The sequence below is a fragment of the Lysinibacillus sp. NPDC047702 genome (assembly GCF_050272555.1).
Lineage (GTDB): Bacteria > Bacillota > Bacilli > Bacillales_A > Planococcaceae > Lysinibacillus.
Genome location: NZ_JBNNMG010000003.1, coordinates 1 through 16,533, shown reverse-complemented (window position 1 = coordinate 16,533; position 16,533 = coordinate 1). Strand labels below are relative to the sequence as shown.

The window sequence follows — 16,533 nt, the reverse complement described above, 5'->3', positions numbered from 1 at the left end:
TTCTTTGTAGACTGCTTTTGAAAGCATGTTTATTCCAGACAAACATATAGTGTATATTGAGAATTCTGAGTATGGAAATGAAAGGGGATTGTGTGGATAAATCTAAGTCGAATCAACGCAAAGATTTGGAGGAGAATGCAAAGGATCAGCAGTTAGAGCAATTTCGTGTCGATAATGATGGAACAAAGATGACGACAAATCAGGGGCTTAAAGTTTCGAATGATGAGGATTCGTTGAAAGCGGGTGTACGTGGCCCAACGATTATGGAGGATTTTCACCTCAGAGAGAAAATAACCCATTTTGATCATGAGCGTATCCCAGAGCGTGTCGTTCATGCAAGAGGCTTTGCTGCTCATGGTGAGTTTGAATTGTATGAGTCGATGAAAGAGTATACGAAGGCAAAGTTTTTACAGGAACCTAGCAAAAAAACGCCTGTCTTTGTCAGATTTTCGACAGTAGTGGGCAGTCTTGGCTCGATGGATACAGCTCGAGATGTGCGTGGGTTTGCCACGAAGTTTTACACAGATGAAGGCAATTATGATTTAGTTGGCAATAATATCCCTGTTTTTTTTATCCAGGATGCCATTAAGTTTCCTGATTTAATTCATGCAGTAAAACCAGAGCCTCATAATGATATGCCCCAAGCTGCCTCTGCACATGATACATTTTGGGACTTTGTCGCGAATAATCAAGAAATTGCACATATGGTGATGTGGGTTATGTCGGATCGTGCAATACCTAGAAGCTTTCGGATGATGGAGGGCTTCGGTGTCCATGCATTCCGTTTCGTCAATGAAAAAGGGAAATCGAGATTTGTAAAGTTTCATTGGAAGCCTGTGCTAGGTGTTCATTCATTGGTTTGGGATGAGGCACAAATTATCGGTGGAAAGGATTCAGACTTTCAAAGACGTGATTTATGGGAAGCTATTGAAATTGGCGATTATCCTGAATTTGAGCTAGGCGTGCAGATGCTTGAGCCAGAGGATGAATTTAAATTTGATTTTGATATTTTAGATGCTACAAAGCTTTGGCCTGAAGAAATAGTGCCTGTGAAAAAAATTGGCAAAATGACCTTGAATCGTAATGTGGATAATGTTTTTGCTGAAACGGAACAGGTCGCCTTCCATCCAGGAAATGTAGTACCTGGTATAGATTTTACCAATGATCCACTTTTACAGGGGCGTCTATTTTCTTATTTAGATACACAGCTCATACGCCTAGGCGGACCTAACTTTGCAGAAATACCGATTAATCGACCTGTTTGCCCAATTCACAACAATCAACGCAATGGCTTCAGTCGACAAACCATAAATTTAGGAAGGGTCAGTTACCATAAAAACTCTTTGGCAAATAATACTCCTTCGACATCTACAGCAAAGGAGGGTGGCTATGTCCACTATGAGGAAAAGGTGGAAGGGCGTATTACACGAGCGCGAAGTAAATCCTTTGATGATCATTTTTCACAGGCTAGGTTGTTCTGGAATAGTATGTCGCCTCCAGAAAAGCAGCATATTATAGAAGCCTTTAGCTTTGAGGTAGGAAAAGTAAAAAGTAAATCAGTACGTCAGCAGGTCGTCAATATGTTTGTTCGAGTGGATAAAGCGATGGCAAAGACAATTGCAGATAATGTTGGTGTCAATCGTCCAACCGGTGAACAAATAAATGTTACAGCATCCTCCCCAGCACTGAGCCAGGCTAATACTATAAAAGTACCTCAAACACTAAGGGTTGGTGTGCTGATTGGTGATGGTTTTGATGCTAATGAGGTGGGGGAAGTACTGAAGTATTTAACGCGACAAGGCGTACGATACAGTATTATTTCAGATAGGCTAGGGGTAGTGACAAGTAGTAACGGTGTACAATTTACCGCAAGTGAAACATTTATTACAACCGACGCAGTATTATTTGATTCATTATACGTTGTAGGTGTAAAGGCGAATAATCAGGCAAAGTTCAATACACATATTGTTAACTACATGAACGAATCGTATCGACATTATAAGCCAATTGGTATTGCTGCAACGGGAACGACATTTTTTAATATGTCCAATGCAAATGTAGGACCAGGTATTGTACTGGCAACTGGTAATAAAGACTTTGCTAAAAAATATGTAGATGCTATTGCCCAGCAACGTTTTTGGCAGCGCAATATTTATTAACTTGCCGTAATTTATTCACAAGAAATGGCTCACTGATCTGCATTATTCATTATTCAATACTTTAACGCTAAGTCGAGTAAATCATGTATGCGTGACACCTTTTTCGATTATTAATAAAGTCTCTCATGTTTCTAGAAAGAAGATGAGGGGCTTTTTAATGCTTTTTGTACTTTATTATCAAATTGCTACTTATTAATTAATGAATGTTTCTATAGTCCTTTATTTGTTTTCTTTGACAGCTAGCAAAATACTATTTCAATCAGGTGAATATTACCGAATTCTCTGTTCGTGATAAGCCATTGCATTCAAATTTTGTAAGTGATATGGTGGTAAATGAGGTGAATTTTATGGAAAAATTTGATATTGCAATTATTGGCGCAGGTCCTGGTGGCTATGTAGCAGCTATTTATGCAGCTAAAAGTGGCAAGAAAGTAGCTTTAGTAGAGCGCCATAAAGTAGGAGGGGCCTGCTATAATGTTGGGTGTATCCCTTCAAAGATTTTGCTGGAGCATAGTAAGCTTATACAGGAAATAAAACGTGGTAATGACTGGGGTATTGAAACACCTGAAGTAAATATTAATTTTACTCGATTGATGCAGCGGAAGGACTCTCTAATTGAAGAACTTTTAGCAAATATTGAAGGATATATTTTAAGTAATCACATTACGTTTTACAGTGGTGAAGCTTCAGTTGCTAAGGATTTGACTGTAACTGTCGGAAAAGAAATATTTACTGCAACGGATATTATTTTAGCAACAGGAAGTAAACCATTTGTACCACCATTCAAAGGAATAGAGTCATCTAGATACTATACGACAGATACTTTTTTTACTATTGATGAGCTACCAAAACAGTTAACCATTATTGGCGGCGGTGTTATTGCAGTAGAAATGGCATTTAGCTTAGCGCCACTTGGCACAAAGGTAACAATGCTGAATCATAGTGAGGATATTTTACAGACAGAAGAACCAGATGCAAGACCTCTAATTCGACAAAAAATGAAAAAACTTGGGATTGAACTTGTAACGAATTTTCAATTTAACCATTTTAAAGACAATGAAATTCATACATCTAAAGGAATTTATACATATGAAAATCTCTTATTTGCGACAGGTAGACGTCCAAATACAGAAATAGCTCAGCAATTGGGATTAACATTTGACGGTCGTTTAATTGCTGTCAATGAGCATCTAGAAACGAGTCAGCCACATATTTATGCAATAGGTGATTTAGTTGGTGGCTATCAGTTAGCTCATTCAGCTAGTGCAGAGGGTATTCATGTGATTGATCATATCTTAGGAAATAAACCGCCATTAATTGAACAAGAAGCTATTCCTCGTTGTGTTTATACACATCCTGAAATTGCTACATTTGGTTTATTAGAGAATCAGGTGAAGGAGCCATATACTGTTGTAAAGATACCTGTTCACTCCAATTCTAAGGCACTAATGGAGGGAAATACAGAGGGCTTTGTAAAGCTGATTGCAACAAAGGCGGAAGGGCATATTTTAGGTGCATGTGTAGTCGCCGATGGAGCAACAGAAATACTAAATGCAATTTTAGCGACGAAAAATGCTGGTGGTACTGCTCATACGCTCGCAAAAATGATATTCCCACATCCAACAGTATCAGAGCATATTGGTGATGCAGCAAAAGGCATTTTCGATAAAGTGATACATCAATAGCCTATATCTACATTCATTAACAAACTGATTTGATAAATGAATGTAGATTTTTTTTTTGGTAAAAAGCGTATTGACTTTGTAGGGTTTTATGATAAATTAAATTTATAGGATTACTAGGTATTTTAAATTAAGTTGACTAGACATCTAGAGGCTTCTATTACAAAGCGAGTTTTCACTTTGTAAAAGAGGCTTTTTTATTATTTTTAAGTCATTTTCTATTTGAATAGAGGAAAAGTTTAGTCAACATGTTAGGAGATTATTTTACTAATTAAAGGGAGTGGTCAGGATGACAAAAGCAGTTATTATTAATGGAAGTAATTCAAAAAATTCTCGTGTAACAGCAATTCAAGAAAAAGTGGAGAACTATTTTAAAGCACAGGGGGTAGCTGTCCATAATAATTTCGTATATGAATTGCCGGCAGAGGATTTGATAACAGCTAATTTTACAAGTGAGGCTATTATTTCTGAAAATAAGCAAATAGAAGAAGCAGACATCGTTGTTGTTTTAACACCAATTTATAAAGCATCCTATACAGGTATTTTAAAAACTTACATTGATTTGTTACCTCAAAAGGCATTACATGGAAAGCTAATTTTACCGATTGCTGTGGGCGGCTCTATTGGTCATTTACTTGCGCTAGAATATGCATTAAAACCGATTTTGGCAGTTTTAGGGGCCACAACGATTGCACATTCTGTATATATTTTGGATCAACAAATTATTAGACTTGAAAATGGAGGCTTTGCAATTGAGGAAGAAGCCATTCAACGATTAGATGCAGAGTTAAAGCAAATACAGCAATTAGTGATAGTTAATTAATGAAAACGTATGAAGCACGAAAAATAGCGCATTATAGGAAATACATCCCTATAATGCGCTACATAGTGTTGAAAAATTAAATAGTCAAGGGACTCTTTGTGAATATTTAGTCAAAATGAAGGTGATTTCCGTTCTAGGCTACTCGCTTTGCCGCTGACGCTTCGCTTTCGCGCAGAGCAAGGCTTCCAGTGGGCGAGCGACGAGCCGCTTCCTGCGCTGACGCTCCGTGCAGGGTCTCGTCTGTCTCACTATCCCACGGGAGTCGAGTAGCCTTGCACTTCAATCAGCAATAGTGTAGAACTTTAAATATATTCTTCCCTCAAAAGTAAAGTAAAAGCATGTTACTCACCAACATTAAATGTATAGAATATTGGTACAAATTCTACAGCTGTTAACCTACATTTTATGCGTAAAACTACTTTGTAACTTTACATAAAGTACTGCTCTGCTTTCGCATAGAAAAATGTTATCAAAGCCCCATTTTTGCACTATATAATGATGGCTAAGACTTCAAACTTATCACTATACATTTGTGTGAAATGCCAATAGAAAATACTATGAGCAACGGTTGATTGGAGTGTAGACTGAGTGACTCCTCGGGGATTCAGCGTCACAGATGAGACCCTGGAGCGAGCTACGCGAGTGAAGCGGCTCATCGGACGCCACCAGGAAAGCACTCAGTCGAAACGGAGATCAACCCCTCGTTTTGAAAAAGGGCTATACTTTTTACTTTGTCACCTTGATGTCATTGACATAATAGTATTTCAACAACATGTAGCGCATTATAGGAAATACATCCCTATAATGCGCTATTTTTAATTGATATCAGACTCTTCATTTTTCTCTGTTGGTGCTGTAGAGAGATATAAGAAAGCCTCATCTTGCAATAGCAATATTTTTTCTTCACAAATACCGTGTGCTAATGGTCCTGAAAAAATAGACTCCCACCAAGTTCCTGTTGTTGTTGTCATTCATCTACGCCCCCGCTTCAATTTTAAATATGTAGTTGTATATTTCCAAAAATCAAAAAACTAAAACATCCTCATGAAGGATTAAGCTCATTAGAATCATCAACACCACCTTGTTAGAAAGAGGAATTTTTGTCTTCAATGTTGTATCGTATAGACAATGATAGTTTGTTTCGAAATGAAAAAACTATGTATGCCATTTTAAAAAAAAGGGGTGCTTTGAGATGAATTTTACGACTCAAGATGTGGAAAATATGATAACTGAGCAACGTCAATTTTATTTTTCAAGAGCGACGAAGAGTGCTAAATTTCGAAAAGAACAATTAATTAAACTGAAGAAATCTATTTTAAAATACGAAAAAGAAATTTTAAATGCGCTGTATTTAGATTTGCGAAAAAGCGAATTTGAAGCATACGCAACAGAAATTGGTATTGTGTTAGATAGTATTTCTTATATGGTGAAGCATGTGGAGGAATGGATGGAGCCAGAAGCTGTTAAAACGCCCATCCAATATCAGATGGGAAAAAGCTTTATTGTGCGAGAGCCATATGGAGTGACACTCATTATTGGTCCATTTAATTATCCATTCCAGCTTGTTATGGAGCCATTAGTAGGAGCCATTGTTGGGGGGAATACAGTAATTGTAAAACCATCAGAAACGTCCGTGCATACGGCAGCGATTGTAAAGAAAATAATTGAAGAAACATTCCATCCCTTCTATGTACGCGTTGTGGAGGGAGAAAAAGAGGAAGTAACAGCCCTTATTCATGCCTCATTTGACTATATATTTTTTACTGGTAGTGTTGCAGTAGGTAAAGTGGTTGCCAAGGCGGCAGCGGAAAGATTAACACCAGTTGCCTTAGAGCTTGGGGGAAAAAGTCCTGCGATTGTCGATCAAACAGCTAATTTAGAAGTAGCAGCTAAAAGAATTGCCTGGGGGAAATTCACAAATACTGGACAGACATGCGTAGCGCCAGATTATCTACTAGTCCATAAAGATGTCTATGACCCGTTTATGAAATTATTAAAGGATACCATTCGTTCTTTTTATGGGAAAAATGCATTGAAAAGTCCTGATTACGGTCGTATTGTTAGTTTAAGACAATTTGATCGTCTACAGAGAATTATAATGGAGGAACGCGATGCTATAACATTTGGGGGAAGAACAGATCGTGATGACCTTTATATTGAGCCTACCATTATTGAATACGTGAAGTGGTCAAATCCTTCCATGCAAGATGAACTGTTTGGTCCCATTCTACCTGTCATGATGTATGATGATTTACCACTGGCAATTCATCAAATACGTCAGTTACCAAAGCCTTTAGCGGCCTATTTTTTCTCAGAGCATGACAAGGCTATCCAGTACTTCTTAGAAGAACTGCCATTTGGCGGTGGTTGCATTAATGATACGATTACACATGTTGGCAATTTACATCTGCCATTTGGGGGTGTTGGACCGTCAGGAGTAAAGGCTTACCATGGGAAGGCTAGCTTTGAAAACTTTACGCATCCAAAGTCCATTCTAAAAAAATCTTCGAAATTGGAGACAAATGTTCTCTTTCCGCCATATAAACAAAAAGTTAAAATTGTGCGAACAATTATGAAATAGCATTGAGGGAGGTGTCAGACTATAAAAATCTAGACACCTCTCTGTTTTATTTGCTTGATTCTCCAAAGACCACATTTTCTAATTCACTTGAATTATAGTTGTCGATAAATGGCGATTATTAATTAAGAAAGACCAATTTAGACCGATTATTAACTTTATATTGAAATGATAACGTTTTCATTGCAAAACAATTCATGAGACATTTTATTTATCGAGAAATAAGTAGTAAAATAAATTCAATAGAATGTGGGGGAATTCATATTGTCATTTTTTGTCGAAAAACAATGAATGATGAAATGAGTGTTGAGATTGATTGGAGGACTATGAAATGTATGCAGAGGAATTGTTAAGTGCATTACCTTTGAAAAAAATAATTGGAGTGTTACCAGACCAAGTCTGTGATATTGTGGTGGATTCTCGAAGTGTGCAGCCTAATAGCATGTTTGTTTGTATAAAAGGGTACACAGTGGATGGTCATGACTATGCACTAAAAGCAGTTGAGGGTGGCGCGACAATCATAGTGACCGAACGTGAATTACCATTAGGAGATTCGATTGCACAGGTTATTGTGAAAGATACCGACAGAGCAGTTGGCTTACTAGCTGCTAAGTTCTTTGATTATCCCTCAAAGGATATAACAATGATCGGGGTAACAGGAACAAATGGCAAAACATCGGTTACAGGAATTATTCAGAATATTATGCATGGTATGGGTGAAAAGTCAGCACTAACTGGAACCATTGGCTTTAATTTAAATGGAATTTTATATGAATCTGCTAATACAACAAGTGATGCTTTATCAACGCAGCAAATGATTTTCCGTGCCAAAATGGAAGGCTGTCGTCTTATGACAATGGAGGTTTCTTCCCACGGTTTAGCACTAGGGCGTTTGGCTGGCGTCGACTATGATGTAGCCATTTTTACAAATCTTACTCATGATCATCTTGATTTCCATGGTACGATGGAGGAATATGGTCATGCAAAAGGCTTACTATTCTCTCAACTTGGACAAGATTTAGAAAAAAATAAATTTGCGGTGTTAAATGCTGACGACGCATGGTCAGAGCGCTATGCTGCAATGACACCCTTCCCAGTATGGACATATGGTCTGATAAATGAAACAGCTGATTTCCGAGCAATTAACTGTGAGTATCATGATTATATGACTTCCTTTGACGTCGAAATGCCAGAAGGGATATTCCGCGTAAAAATGAATTTACTAGGGGAATTTAATATTTACAATGTACTTGCTGCAATGATTGCTTTTTATGGTCGTGGTTACTCTATGGAAACTATTATTGAGCAGATTGAGCATTTGCCACCAGTAAAAGGACGAATGGAGAAAGTTTGCTCAGATTTACCAGTGCAAATTTTTGTGGATTATGCACATACTCCAGATGCAATTGAAAAGGCGATTGCAGCAGCTCAACCGTATAAAAAAGGGAAACTCATCTTCCTTGTGGGTACAGGTGGTAATCGTGATAAATCGAAGCGTCCAGCAATGGCTGAGAAGGCATCAGCAGCTGATTATGTGATATTGACGACAGATGACCCACGCTACGAAGCCTACGATAGTATAACAGGTGATCTTGCCAAAGGGATGCTTCATGAACATTATGCTTGTATTGGGGATCGTGCAGAGGCTGTTCGTCATGCAATTGAGATTGCCGAACCAGGAGATATGATTATTTTTGCTGGTAAAGGTCATGAGGATTACCAAATTATTGAGAATACAAAATATCCACATAACGATGCAGAGATTGCTATAGAAGCGGGCCGATTAAAATTTGTATAATGAATGCCCCATTATCAATGTCTGTTTGAAATTTTCTAAACGATTATATGTAAATTTCAATAACTCAGGCATACTGATGGATGTAAAAGTACCCTTTTAGTAGTCACTAAAGGGTTTTCTTTTTGGGGAATTCATGTAAAAAGCTTGTATGAAAGGCAAGTCTTCTTTTATTATTAGTAAGTATGAAAAAAGGAGAATGACGAGATGAATTCAAATTTAGAAAAAGATATATTATCGCGTCGGACATTTGCCATTATCAGTCACCCTGATGCTGGGAAAACGACGATTACAGAAAAACTTTTACTATTCGGTGGTGCGATTCGTGATGCTGGTACAGTAAAAGGGAAAAAATCAGGTAAGTTTGCAACATCTGACTGGATGGAAATTGAAAAGCAGCGTGGGATTTCTGTAACTTCCTCCGTGATGCAATTCGACTATAGTGGCTCACGTGTCAATATCTTAGATACTCCAGGTCACCAAGATTTCTCAGAGGATACGTATCGTACATTAATGGCTGTAGATAGTGCTGTTATGGTTGTCGATGCTGCCAAAGGGATTGAAGCACAAACTTTAAAGCTATTCAAAGTTTGTAAAATGCGTGGAATTCCGATTTTTACCTTTATTAATAAACTAGACCGTCAAGGGAAAGAGCCACTTGAGCTGATTGAAGAGCTTGAGGAGGTACTAGGCATTCACGCGTACCCAATGAACTGGCCAATCGGTATGGGTAAAGAGTTTCTAGGTATTTATGATCGTTATAATAAACGTATCGAGCAATTCCGTACTGATGAAGAAGAACGCTTCTTGCCAATTGATGAAAATGGAGAACTTGCAGTTGAGCATCCTATGAAGGTCACTTCTTATTATTCACAAGCAATGGATGACATTATGTTGCTCGACGAAGCGGGAAATGCGTATTCTGAAGAGAAGATTCGTCGTGGTGAATTAACTCCAGTTTTCTTTGGCTCTGCTTTAACGAACTTTGGTGTCCAAACATTCCTTGAAACCTATTTACAATTTGCACCAACACCTCAACCTAGAATTACTGAAGATGAACAATTTATTGATCCTGTTGAACATGGAGAATTTTCAGGCTTTATATTCAAAATCCAAGCAAATATGAATCCTGCCCATCGTGACCGAATCGCTTTTGTTCGTATTGTATCTGGTAAATTTGAACGTGGTATGAATATGACATTATCGCGTACAGGCAAATCGTTCAAGGTGACACAATCTACACAATTCCTAGCAGATGATCGTGAAACAGTAGATGAAGCTGTTGCTGGCGATATTATCGGTTTATATGATACAGGAACATATCAAATAGGGGACACTGTTGTAGGTGGTAAGAAAACATTCCAATTTGAAAAATTACCACAATTTACACCGGAGTTATTTGTGCGTGTAACAGCGAAAAACGTGATGAAATCGAAGCAATTCCATAAAGGGATTTTGCAATTAGTACAAGAAGGTGCTATTCAATATTATAAAACACTGCATACAGAAGAAGTCGTTTTAGGGGCTGTTGGTCAATTACAATTTGAAGTTTTTGAACATCGTATGAAAAATGAATATAATGTTGAAGTGAAAATGGAGCCAATTGGATCAAAAATTGCACGATGGATTGAAAATGAAGAGGATGTAAAAGAATCCATGTCTTCAGGTCGTTCAATGCTCGTTAAAGACCGTTTTGATAACCTTGTTTTCCTTTTTGAAAATGAGTTTGCTATGCGTTGGTTTGCTGATAAAAACGAAAACATTAAACTATATAGTCTCTTATAATAACAAACACGAATCGACATTTTGCGATTCGTGTTTTTTTACAAGGAAAATTGGAGCAACGTGTAGAATATATACAGTATTAGGAAATACAGTTTATCACTACAAGTCAGGTCGACATGCTTTGAGCAATAATTAATATTACCTTGTCACTTCTAGCCTTCGCCAACTCGTACATTTATCCGAAAAATTTACTGCTGCAAGTGAATTCGTCAATATAATATACCAATTTATAAATTATTCTCCTTTTCGGTTATCATAGGAAGAAGAGATAGAGAAGGAGTTTTGTACAAAATGAACATTAGTGATTTTTCAATTAAAAGACCCGTTTTTACAATTGTTACAATGCTATTTGTCATTATTTTAGGTGGGGTTTCTTTATTAAAAATACCAATTACGTTAATTCCTGAGCTACATCCACCTATAGGCGTCGTTGTTACTTCTTATCCTGGTGCGAGTCCAACAGAAGTGAATGAAAAGATAACCAAGCCTTTAGAAACAACGCTCGCAACCCTGCCTGGTATCAAAAAACTACAGTCTACCTCGCAAGAAGGATCCAATTTAATTGTACTTGAGTTTAATTGGTCAACCAATATAGAAGATGTGCAGCTTGATATTTTACAGCGAATTGATATGACTCCCTTACCGAATGATGCTGGGAAGCCTAGCTTTTTAAAGTTTGACCCATCTCAATTTCCGATTATACAGCTTTCGCTACGTGCAGAAAATGATGATGTAGACGTGCGATTATTAGCAGAGGACTTAGAAAAAGAGCTTCGTCGAACAGCAGGCGTCGCAAGTGTAAATGTCTCAGGTAAGCTTGTAGAAGAGGTTCAACTAACTTTAGATGAATCGAAGCTAGTTGAACGAGGATTAACGCAAGCGGATATCATACAAATCATTCAATCGAATAATGTATCTCTCCCAGGAGAGCCCGTGTTAACAAACGATGGGAAAATGCTAACTACACGTATCCTGAGCACATTAAGTACACCTGAAGACATTGCAGATTTAATTGTTTCAGTAAATCCATTAGATGGTAAAGCCTTGACAGTTGGAGATGTAGCGGCTGTTGAACGTGTAGAGCAAAAAACCATGACGACAACGCGAGCAAATTACCATCCAGCTGTATTAATGTCTGTTTTACAGGAGTCAGGTGCGAATACAGCAGAGGTATCAAAGGCCTTTCAAGATGCGTTAAATGAATTATTAGCAAAGAAACAGTATCAAGAAATTGTTGCTGATGTACTAACAGATCAGGGAAACTATGTTGATTTGGCGATTAGCAATATTGGATCGTCATTACTTTTAGGTGGTTTATTCGCAATGTTCGTGCTATTTGTCTTTTTACGTAGCGTAAAAAGCCCTATTATTATAGGCATTGCTATTCCATACTCAGTAATTGTTACATTTGTTTTAATGTATTTTGCAAACTTCTCCCTCAATATTATGACATTAGGAGCTTTAGCGCTTGGGATTGGGATGCTTGTAGATAATGCCATAGTTGTTATTGAAAATATTGAGCGCCATCTAGGAATTGGCAAGAGTCCTATAATAGCAGCCAAAGAAGGAACGAAAGAGGTAGCACTTGCTATCACCGCATCCACCCTTACTACAATTGCAGTATTTATTCCTGTCATGTTTATTGAAGGATTAATAGGACAAATATTTACAGAATTTGCCTTAACGATTTCCTTTAGTTTAATTGCATCTTTAGTGGTTGCATTAACGGTTGTTCCAATGCTTGCAAGCCGTCTTTTAAAAATGAAAGCTGTTAACATTTATGAGAAACGTAATGAGTCATTCTTATATAAAAATTATAAATCGTCTATTGTTTGGGTATTGCGACATCGAATGCTTGTCCTTATCTCAACAATCGTATGTTTTGGTATCGCGCTGTTTGGTCTTATGCGAATTGGTACAGAATTTTTACCTCCAACCGATGAAGGATTTACTTCTATTAACGTAAATTTAGAGAAGGGTGTTGCTGTATCTGAAACGGAGAAAATAGTTGCGAAAATTGAAGATCGCTTAAAACAGGAGAACGATGTGGATGTATATGTCAGCTTAGTCGGTGGCACACAGCAATCACAGGCTCGTGGTCAAACAAGTGCAAATCAGGCTGAGCTATATGTAAAGCTGGTTCCTTTAGCAGATAGAAAACGTTCAATTTTTGAATTTGTTGAGGAGCTTGAGCAAGATTTACATGCTGAGCTAGGTGAACAGGCAGAAATCACTTTTAATGTCTCCACATCAACTGGCTCATCTCCAAATACCTTGACATTTAGATTAACAGATTCTGACGAGCAGCGGCTTCATAGTGCTGTCAATAAAGTACAACAGGAGCTTTTAAAGGTAAATGCTGTGACTAATGTTTCCACAGATTTAGATAACACTGTACAAGAAATTCAAGTGGAGGTAGATCGAGAAAGGGCAAAAGATTACGGATTTGTTCCTGCACAAATTGCACAAATGGTTAATCAAATGACAAAGGGACAGCTAACCACACAAATCATTGCAGAGGATGGTGCAGTATTACCTGTCTATACAGGCTTTGGACATATCTTTAATGATAGTATTGAATCTTTAAAATCAATGCAGCTACGTTCTCCTGCTGGCTTATTTGTAAAGCTTGAGGATATAGCTACTGTTGCTGTTCAAGAAGGACCAGTATCAATTAGACGATCTGATCAAGCGGCAGCTGTAGCATTTTTTGTAGAGTATGAAACAAAGGAATCTTTAGGAGGTATTTCGGCTAAAGTAGACCAAGCATTGCAAAAGGCTAAGTTACCTTCTGAAACACAAGTAGTCTTTAGTGGAGATCGTGAACTTTATGATAGTGCCATCAATGATATGCTATTAGCCGTTGCACTAGCTGTAGTGCTTGTATATATCGTAATGGCAGCACAATTCGAATCATTTAAGCATCCATTTGTAATCATGTTTACAGTACCATTAATGATTATTGGCGTTGCCATAGCAATGTTTATGACGAATACGCTAATTGGGGTGACCTCTGTTATAGGCATCTTAGTCTTGGTAGGGATTGTCGTTAATAACGGAATTGTGCTCGTAGATTATATTAATCAGCAAAAGTCTAAGGGAATGGGAACCTATGATGCGATCTTACTCGCTACCCAGGACAGGCTCCGCCCAATTTTAATGACTGCGCTCACGACCATTTTAGGTTTGCTACCACTGGCACTGGGCTTTGGTGAAGGAACAGAGATGAATCGGCCTATGGGTATTGCAGTTATTGGCGGACTTGTGACATCGACTTTGCTGACATTATATATTGTACCGACAGTTTATAGCTTAATGGATAAAGAAACTCGGAAGATGCGGCAGGCTCAGGGGGAATGAGAGATGGGAGTTCATTTTTTTACAGGTTTTCCAGGATTCATTTCAAGTCAATTGATAAGGGAGTTATTTCGGAAAAATCAGGCACAGGAAGTTGTAGTTATCGTTTTAGCGGGAGAATTAATGAAGGCTAATATTGAAAAAGATTCTATTATCGCGGAGTTTCCGAATTGTTCAATTCGTATAGTAGAGGGAGATATTACATTACCGAATATTGGATTAGAAAATCAAACAGTACAGGAAGTTGTACCTCAAATAGAAGTGCTTTGGCACTTAGCTGCCATATATGATTTAGCAGTACCACGTGATATAGCTTGGAAGGTTAATGTGCATGGTACAACAATGGTCAATGATTTTGTTCGAAGTCTTCCAAATTTAAGACGTTATATGTACTTTAGTACAGCCTATGTGGCAGGTACACGTGAAGGTGTTTTAAAAGAAAATGAACTCATTCGTCCTCTTGCATTTAAAAACTATTATGAGGAAACAAAATATGAAGCTGAGCATCGTGTAGAAGATTTAAAATCAGAAGTTCCATTAACGATTATTCGGCCTGGTATTGTGCGTGGTCATTCGGAAACAGGAGAAACTATCAAATTTGATGGTCCCTACTTCTTTTTAAATATGGTAGACAAATTAAAATGGCTGCCTTTTATTCCGTATATTGGTCAATCTACATCAACAATTAATGTAGTTCCAGTAGACTATATTATTAATGCTTCAACGTATCTAGTTGATGAAAAATGCGCTGAAGGGAAGACCTTGCATTTAACAGATCCCAATCCACATCCAATACAGGAAGTATATCGAACAATGGTAAAATTGTTAACGAATAAAAATCCTAAAGGACAATTACCATTGATTCTAGCAAAAGTATCTTTGCAAGTACCACTAATTCGAAAAAAGCTTGGGGTAGAACAAGAAACATTAGACTACTTAACGTGGAATGCTCATTTCGATACAACTGAAGCAGCGGCAATTTTGATAAAGGGTGGGGTTACTTGTCCTGATTTTATAGATACGATGCCTATAATGATTGATTTCTATTTAGCACATAGAGAAGATAGAAACTTTCAAATTCAGATAAAATAGTATCGCCTATAAATCTTATTTGCTATTAGATAAACTAGTGGATAGATAATTTTGCCACCATTTAATGATAGTGCTATAATAATTTTTACAGAAGAACACCTTCGACATTTTGTCAAAGGGGAGTAGCTAGCAGATACGAGCGTTGTAGCTGGTTTCACATTCGTCAAGACATGGTTGTTACCATCGGGTGTGATAGTAAATTACTCTATGCTTTTATATAAAAATTAGCATGGAGAAGATATTATTTACTTAGCGAGACCTTTGCCTTTTTATAGGGCAGAGGTCTTTTCTTTTGTACCTGTATAGTAATTACTAATTTGGGTATACAGAGGTAGAGGAGGCACTTACATGGAAGCAATTTTATTACAATATGGGTGGGTACTTATTGTACTTATTGTTTTAGAAGGATTATTAGCAGCAGATAATGCAGTTGTAATGGCTGTAATGGTAAGACATTTACCACGCGAGCAACAAAAAAAGGCATTATTTTACGGATTATTTGGCGCATTAATTTTCCGATTTTCAGCGCTTTTTATTATTACAGTGCTAGTGAATTATTGGCAGATTCAAGCGCTTGGAGCAGCATATTTATTATTCATGTCTGCTAAAAATATATATGATTTACGCCATAAAGAGGATTCAACAGATGAAACGAATGAGAAAGTTGCAAAAAGAGGTAGTGGTTTCTGGATGACTGTGCTTAAAGTAGAGGCTGCAGATATTGCATTTGCTATCGATTCTATGCTTGCAGCAGTAGCTATAGCGGTCACACTACCTGAGCTGGGGCATTTTGATATTGGCGGTATCAATGGCGGTCAATTTACAGTGATGTTACTCGGAGGGTTTATTGGCGTAATCATGATGCGGTTCGCTGCACAATGGTTTGTAAAAGTATTAAATGACTATCCTTCACTTGAAACGGCTGCGTTTTTAATTGTAGGATGGGTTGGGGTGAAGCTTGTTGTGTTAACATTGTCACACGAAAGAGTTGGTATTTTACCAGTGGAGTTCCCTCATTCTACAGTGTGGGAGGTAACTTTTTGGGTTGTACTAGTAGCAATTGCACTAGTCGGTTACTTAGTAGGTGTACGGAATAAAAATCATACACATTAATTTTTTAGAGGAATAGTCATATCTATTCCTCATAGTGTTGAAAAATTAAATAGGCAAGGGACTCTTTGTGAATATTTAGTCAAAATGAAGGTGATTTCCGTTCCAGGCTACTCGCTTTGCCGCTGACGCTTCGCTTTCGCGCAGAGCAA

General features: G+C 37.6%; 11 protein-coding genes. 9 read left to right on the top strand and 2 right to left on the bottom strand.

The genetic code is table 11. The features are described from left to right. Window positions 1–77: 77 nt before the first annotated feature. The 3 genes from ACQKIM_RS02270 to ssuE all read left to right on the top strand — a co-directional run bounded on the left by ACQKIM_RS02270 (window position 78) and on the right by ssuE (window position 4,664). Window positions 78–2,159, top strand: coding sequence for a catalase (locus tag ACQKIM_RS02270; RefSeq protein ID WP_427538880.1), 2,082 nt, complete (start codon window positions 78–80; stop codon window positions 2,157–2,159). A 347-nt stretch (window positions 2,160–2,506) separates the two neighbouring features. Continuing rightward, complete coding sequence (gene lpdA, locus ACQKIM_RS02265) at window positions 2,507–3,844, top strand: dihydrolipoyl dehydrogenase (RefSeq protein WP_427538443.1); 1,338 nt, start codon at window positions 2,507–2,509, stop codon at window positions 3,842–3,844. Between the two features lie 286 nt (window positions 3,845–4,130). Then, the gene (ssuE, locus tag ACQKIM_RS02260; RefSeq protein ID WP_427538440.1) at window positions 4,131–4,664 is read left to right on the top strand and encodes an NADPH-dependent FMN reductase; all 534 of its coding nucleotides are present in this window, start codon (window positions 4,131–4,133) and stop codon (window positions 4,662–4,664) included. Between the two features lie 488 nt (window positions 4,665–5,152). Here ssuE and ACQKIM_RS02255 read toward each other — a convergent pair whose 3' ends face one another. Both ACQKIM_RS02255 and ACQKIM_RS02250 read right to left on the bottom strand, forming a co-directional pair. Continuing rightward, complete coding sequence (locus ACQKIM_RS02255) at window positions 5,153–5,320, bottom strand: hypothetical protein (protein WP_427538437.1); 168 nt, start codon at window positions 5,318–5,320, stop codon at window positions 5,153–5,155. A 159-nt stretch (window positions 5,321–5,479) separates the two neighbouring features. Then, complete coding sequence (locus ACQKIM_RS02250) at window positions 5,480–5,635, bottom strand: hypothetical protein (protein WP_427538434.1); 156 nt, start codon at window positions 5,633–5,635, stop codon at window positions 5,480–5,482. 221 nt (window positions 5,636–5,856) lie between these two features. Between ACQKIM_RS02250 and ACQKIM_RS02245 the strand changes: the two genes are divergently transcribed. From ACQKIM_RS02245 to ACQKIM_RS02220, 6 genes are all read left to right on the top strand, one after another. Next, window positions 5,857–7,245, top strand: a complete 1,389-nt coding sequence (locus ACQKIM_RS02245; RefSeq protein WP_427538431.1) for an aldehyde dehydrogenase — start codon at window positions 5,857–5,859, stop codon at window positions 7,243–7,245. A 328-nt stretch (window positions 7,246–7,573) separates the two neighbouring features. After that, entirely contained in the window at window positions 7,574–9,040 is a 1,467-nt protein-coding gene (locus ACQKIM_RS02240; protein WP_427538428.1) for a UDP-N-acetylmuramoyl-L-alanyl-D-glutamate--2,6-diaminopimelate ligase, read from the top strand. A 204-nt stretch (window positions 9,041–9,244) separates the two neighbouring features. Further along, window positions 9,245–10,822, top strand: a complete 1,578-nt coding sequence (locus ACQKIM_RS02235; protein ID WP_427538425.1) for a peptide chain release factor 3 — start codon at window positions 9,245–9,247, stop codon at window positions 10,820–10,822. 291 nt (window positions 10,823–11,113) lie between these two features. Continuing rightward, on the top strand, window positions 11,114–14,182 hold the full coding sequence (locus ACQKIM_RS02230; RefSeq protein WP_427538422.1) for an efflux RND transporter permease subunit: 3,069 nt from the start codon (window positions 11,114–11,116) through the stop codon (window positions 14,180–14,182). Between the two features lie 3 nt (window positions 14,183–14,185). Then, on the top strand, window positions 14,186–15,271 hold the full coding sequence (locus ACQKIM_RS02225) for an SDR family oxidoreductase (protein ID WP_427538419.1): 1,086 nt from the start codon (window positions 14,186–14,188) through the stop codon (window positions 15,269–15,271). A gap of 348 nt (window positions 15,272–15,619) precedes the next feature. Next, entirely contained in the window at window positions 15,620–16,384 is a 765-nt protein-coding gene (locus tag ACQKIM_RS02220) for a TerC family protein (protein WP_427538416.1), read from the top strand. Window positions 16,385–16,533: the final 149 nt, after the last annotated feature.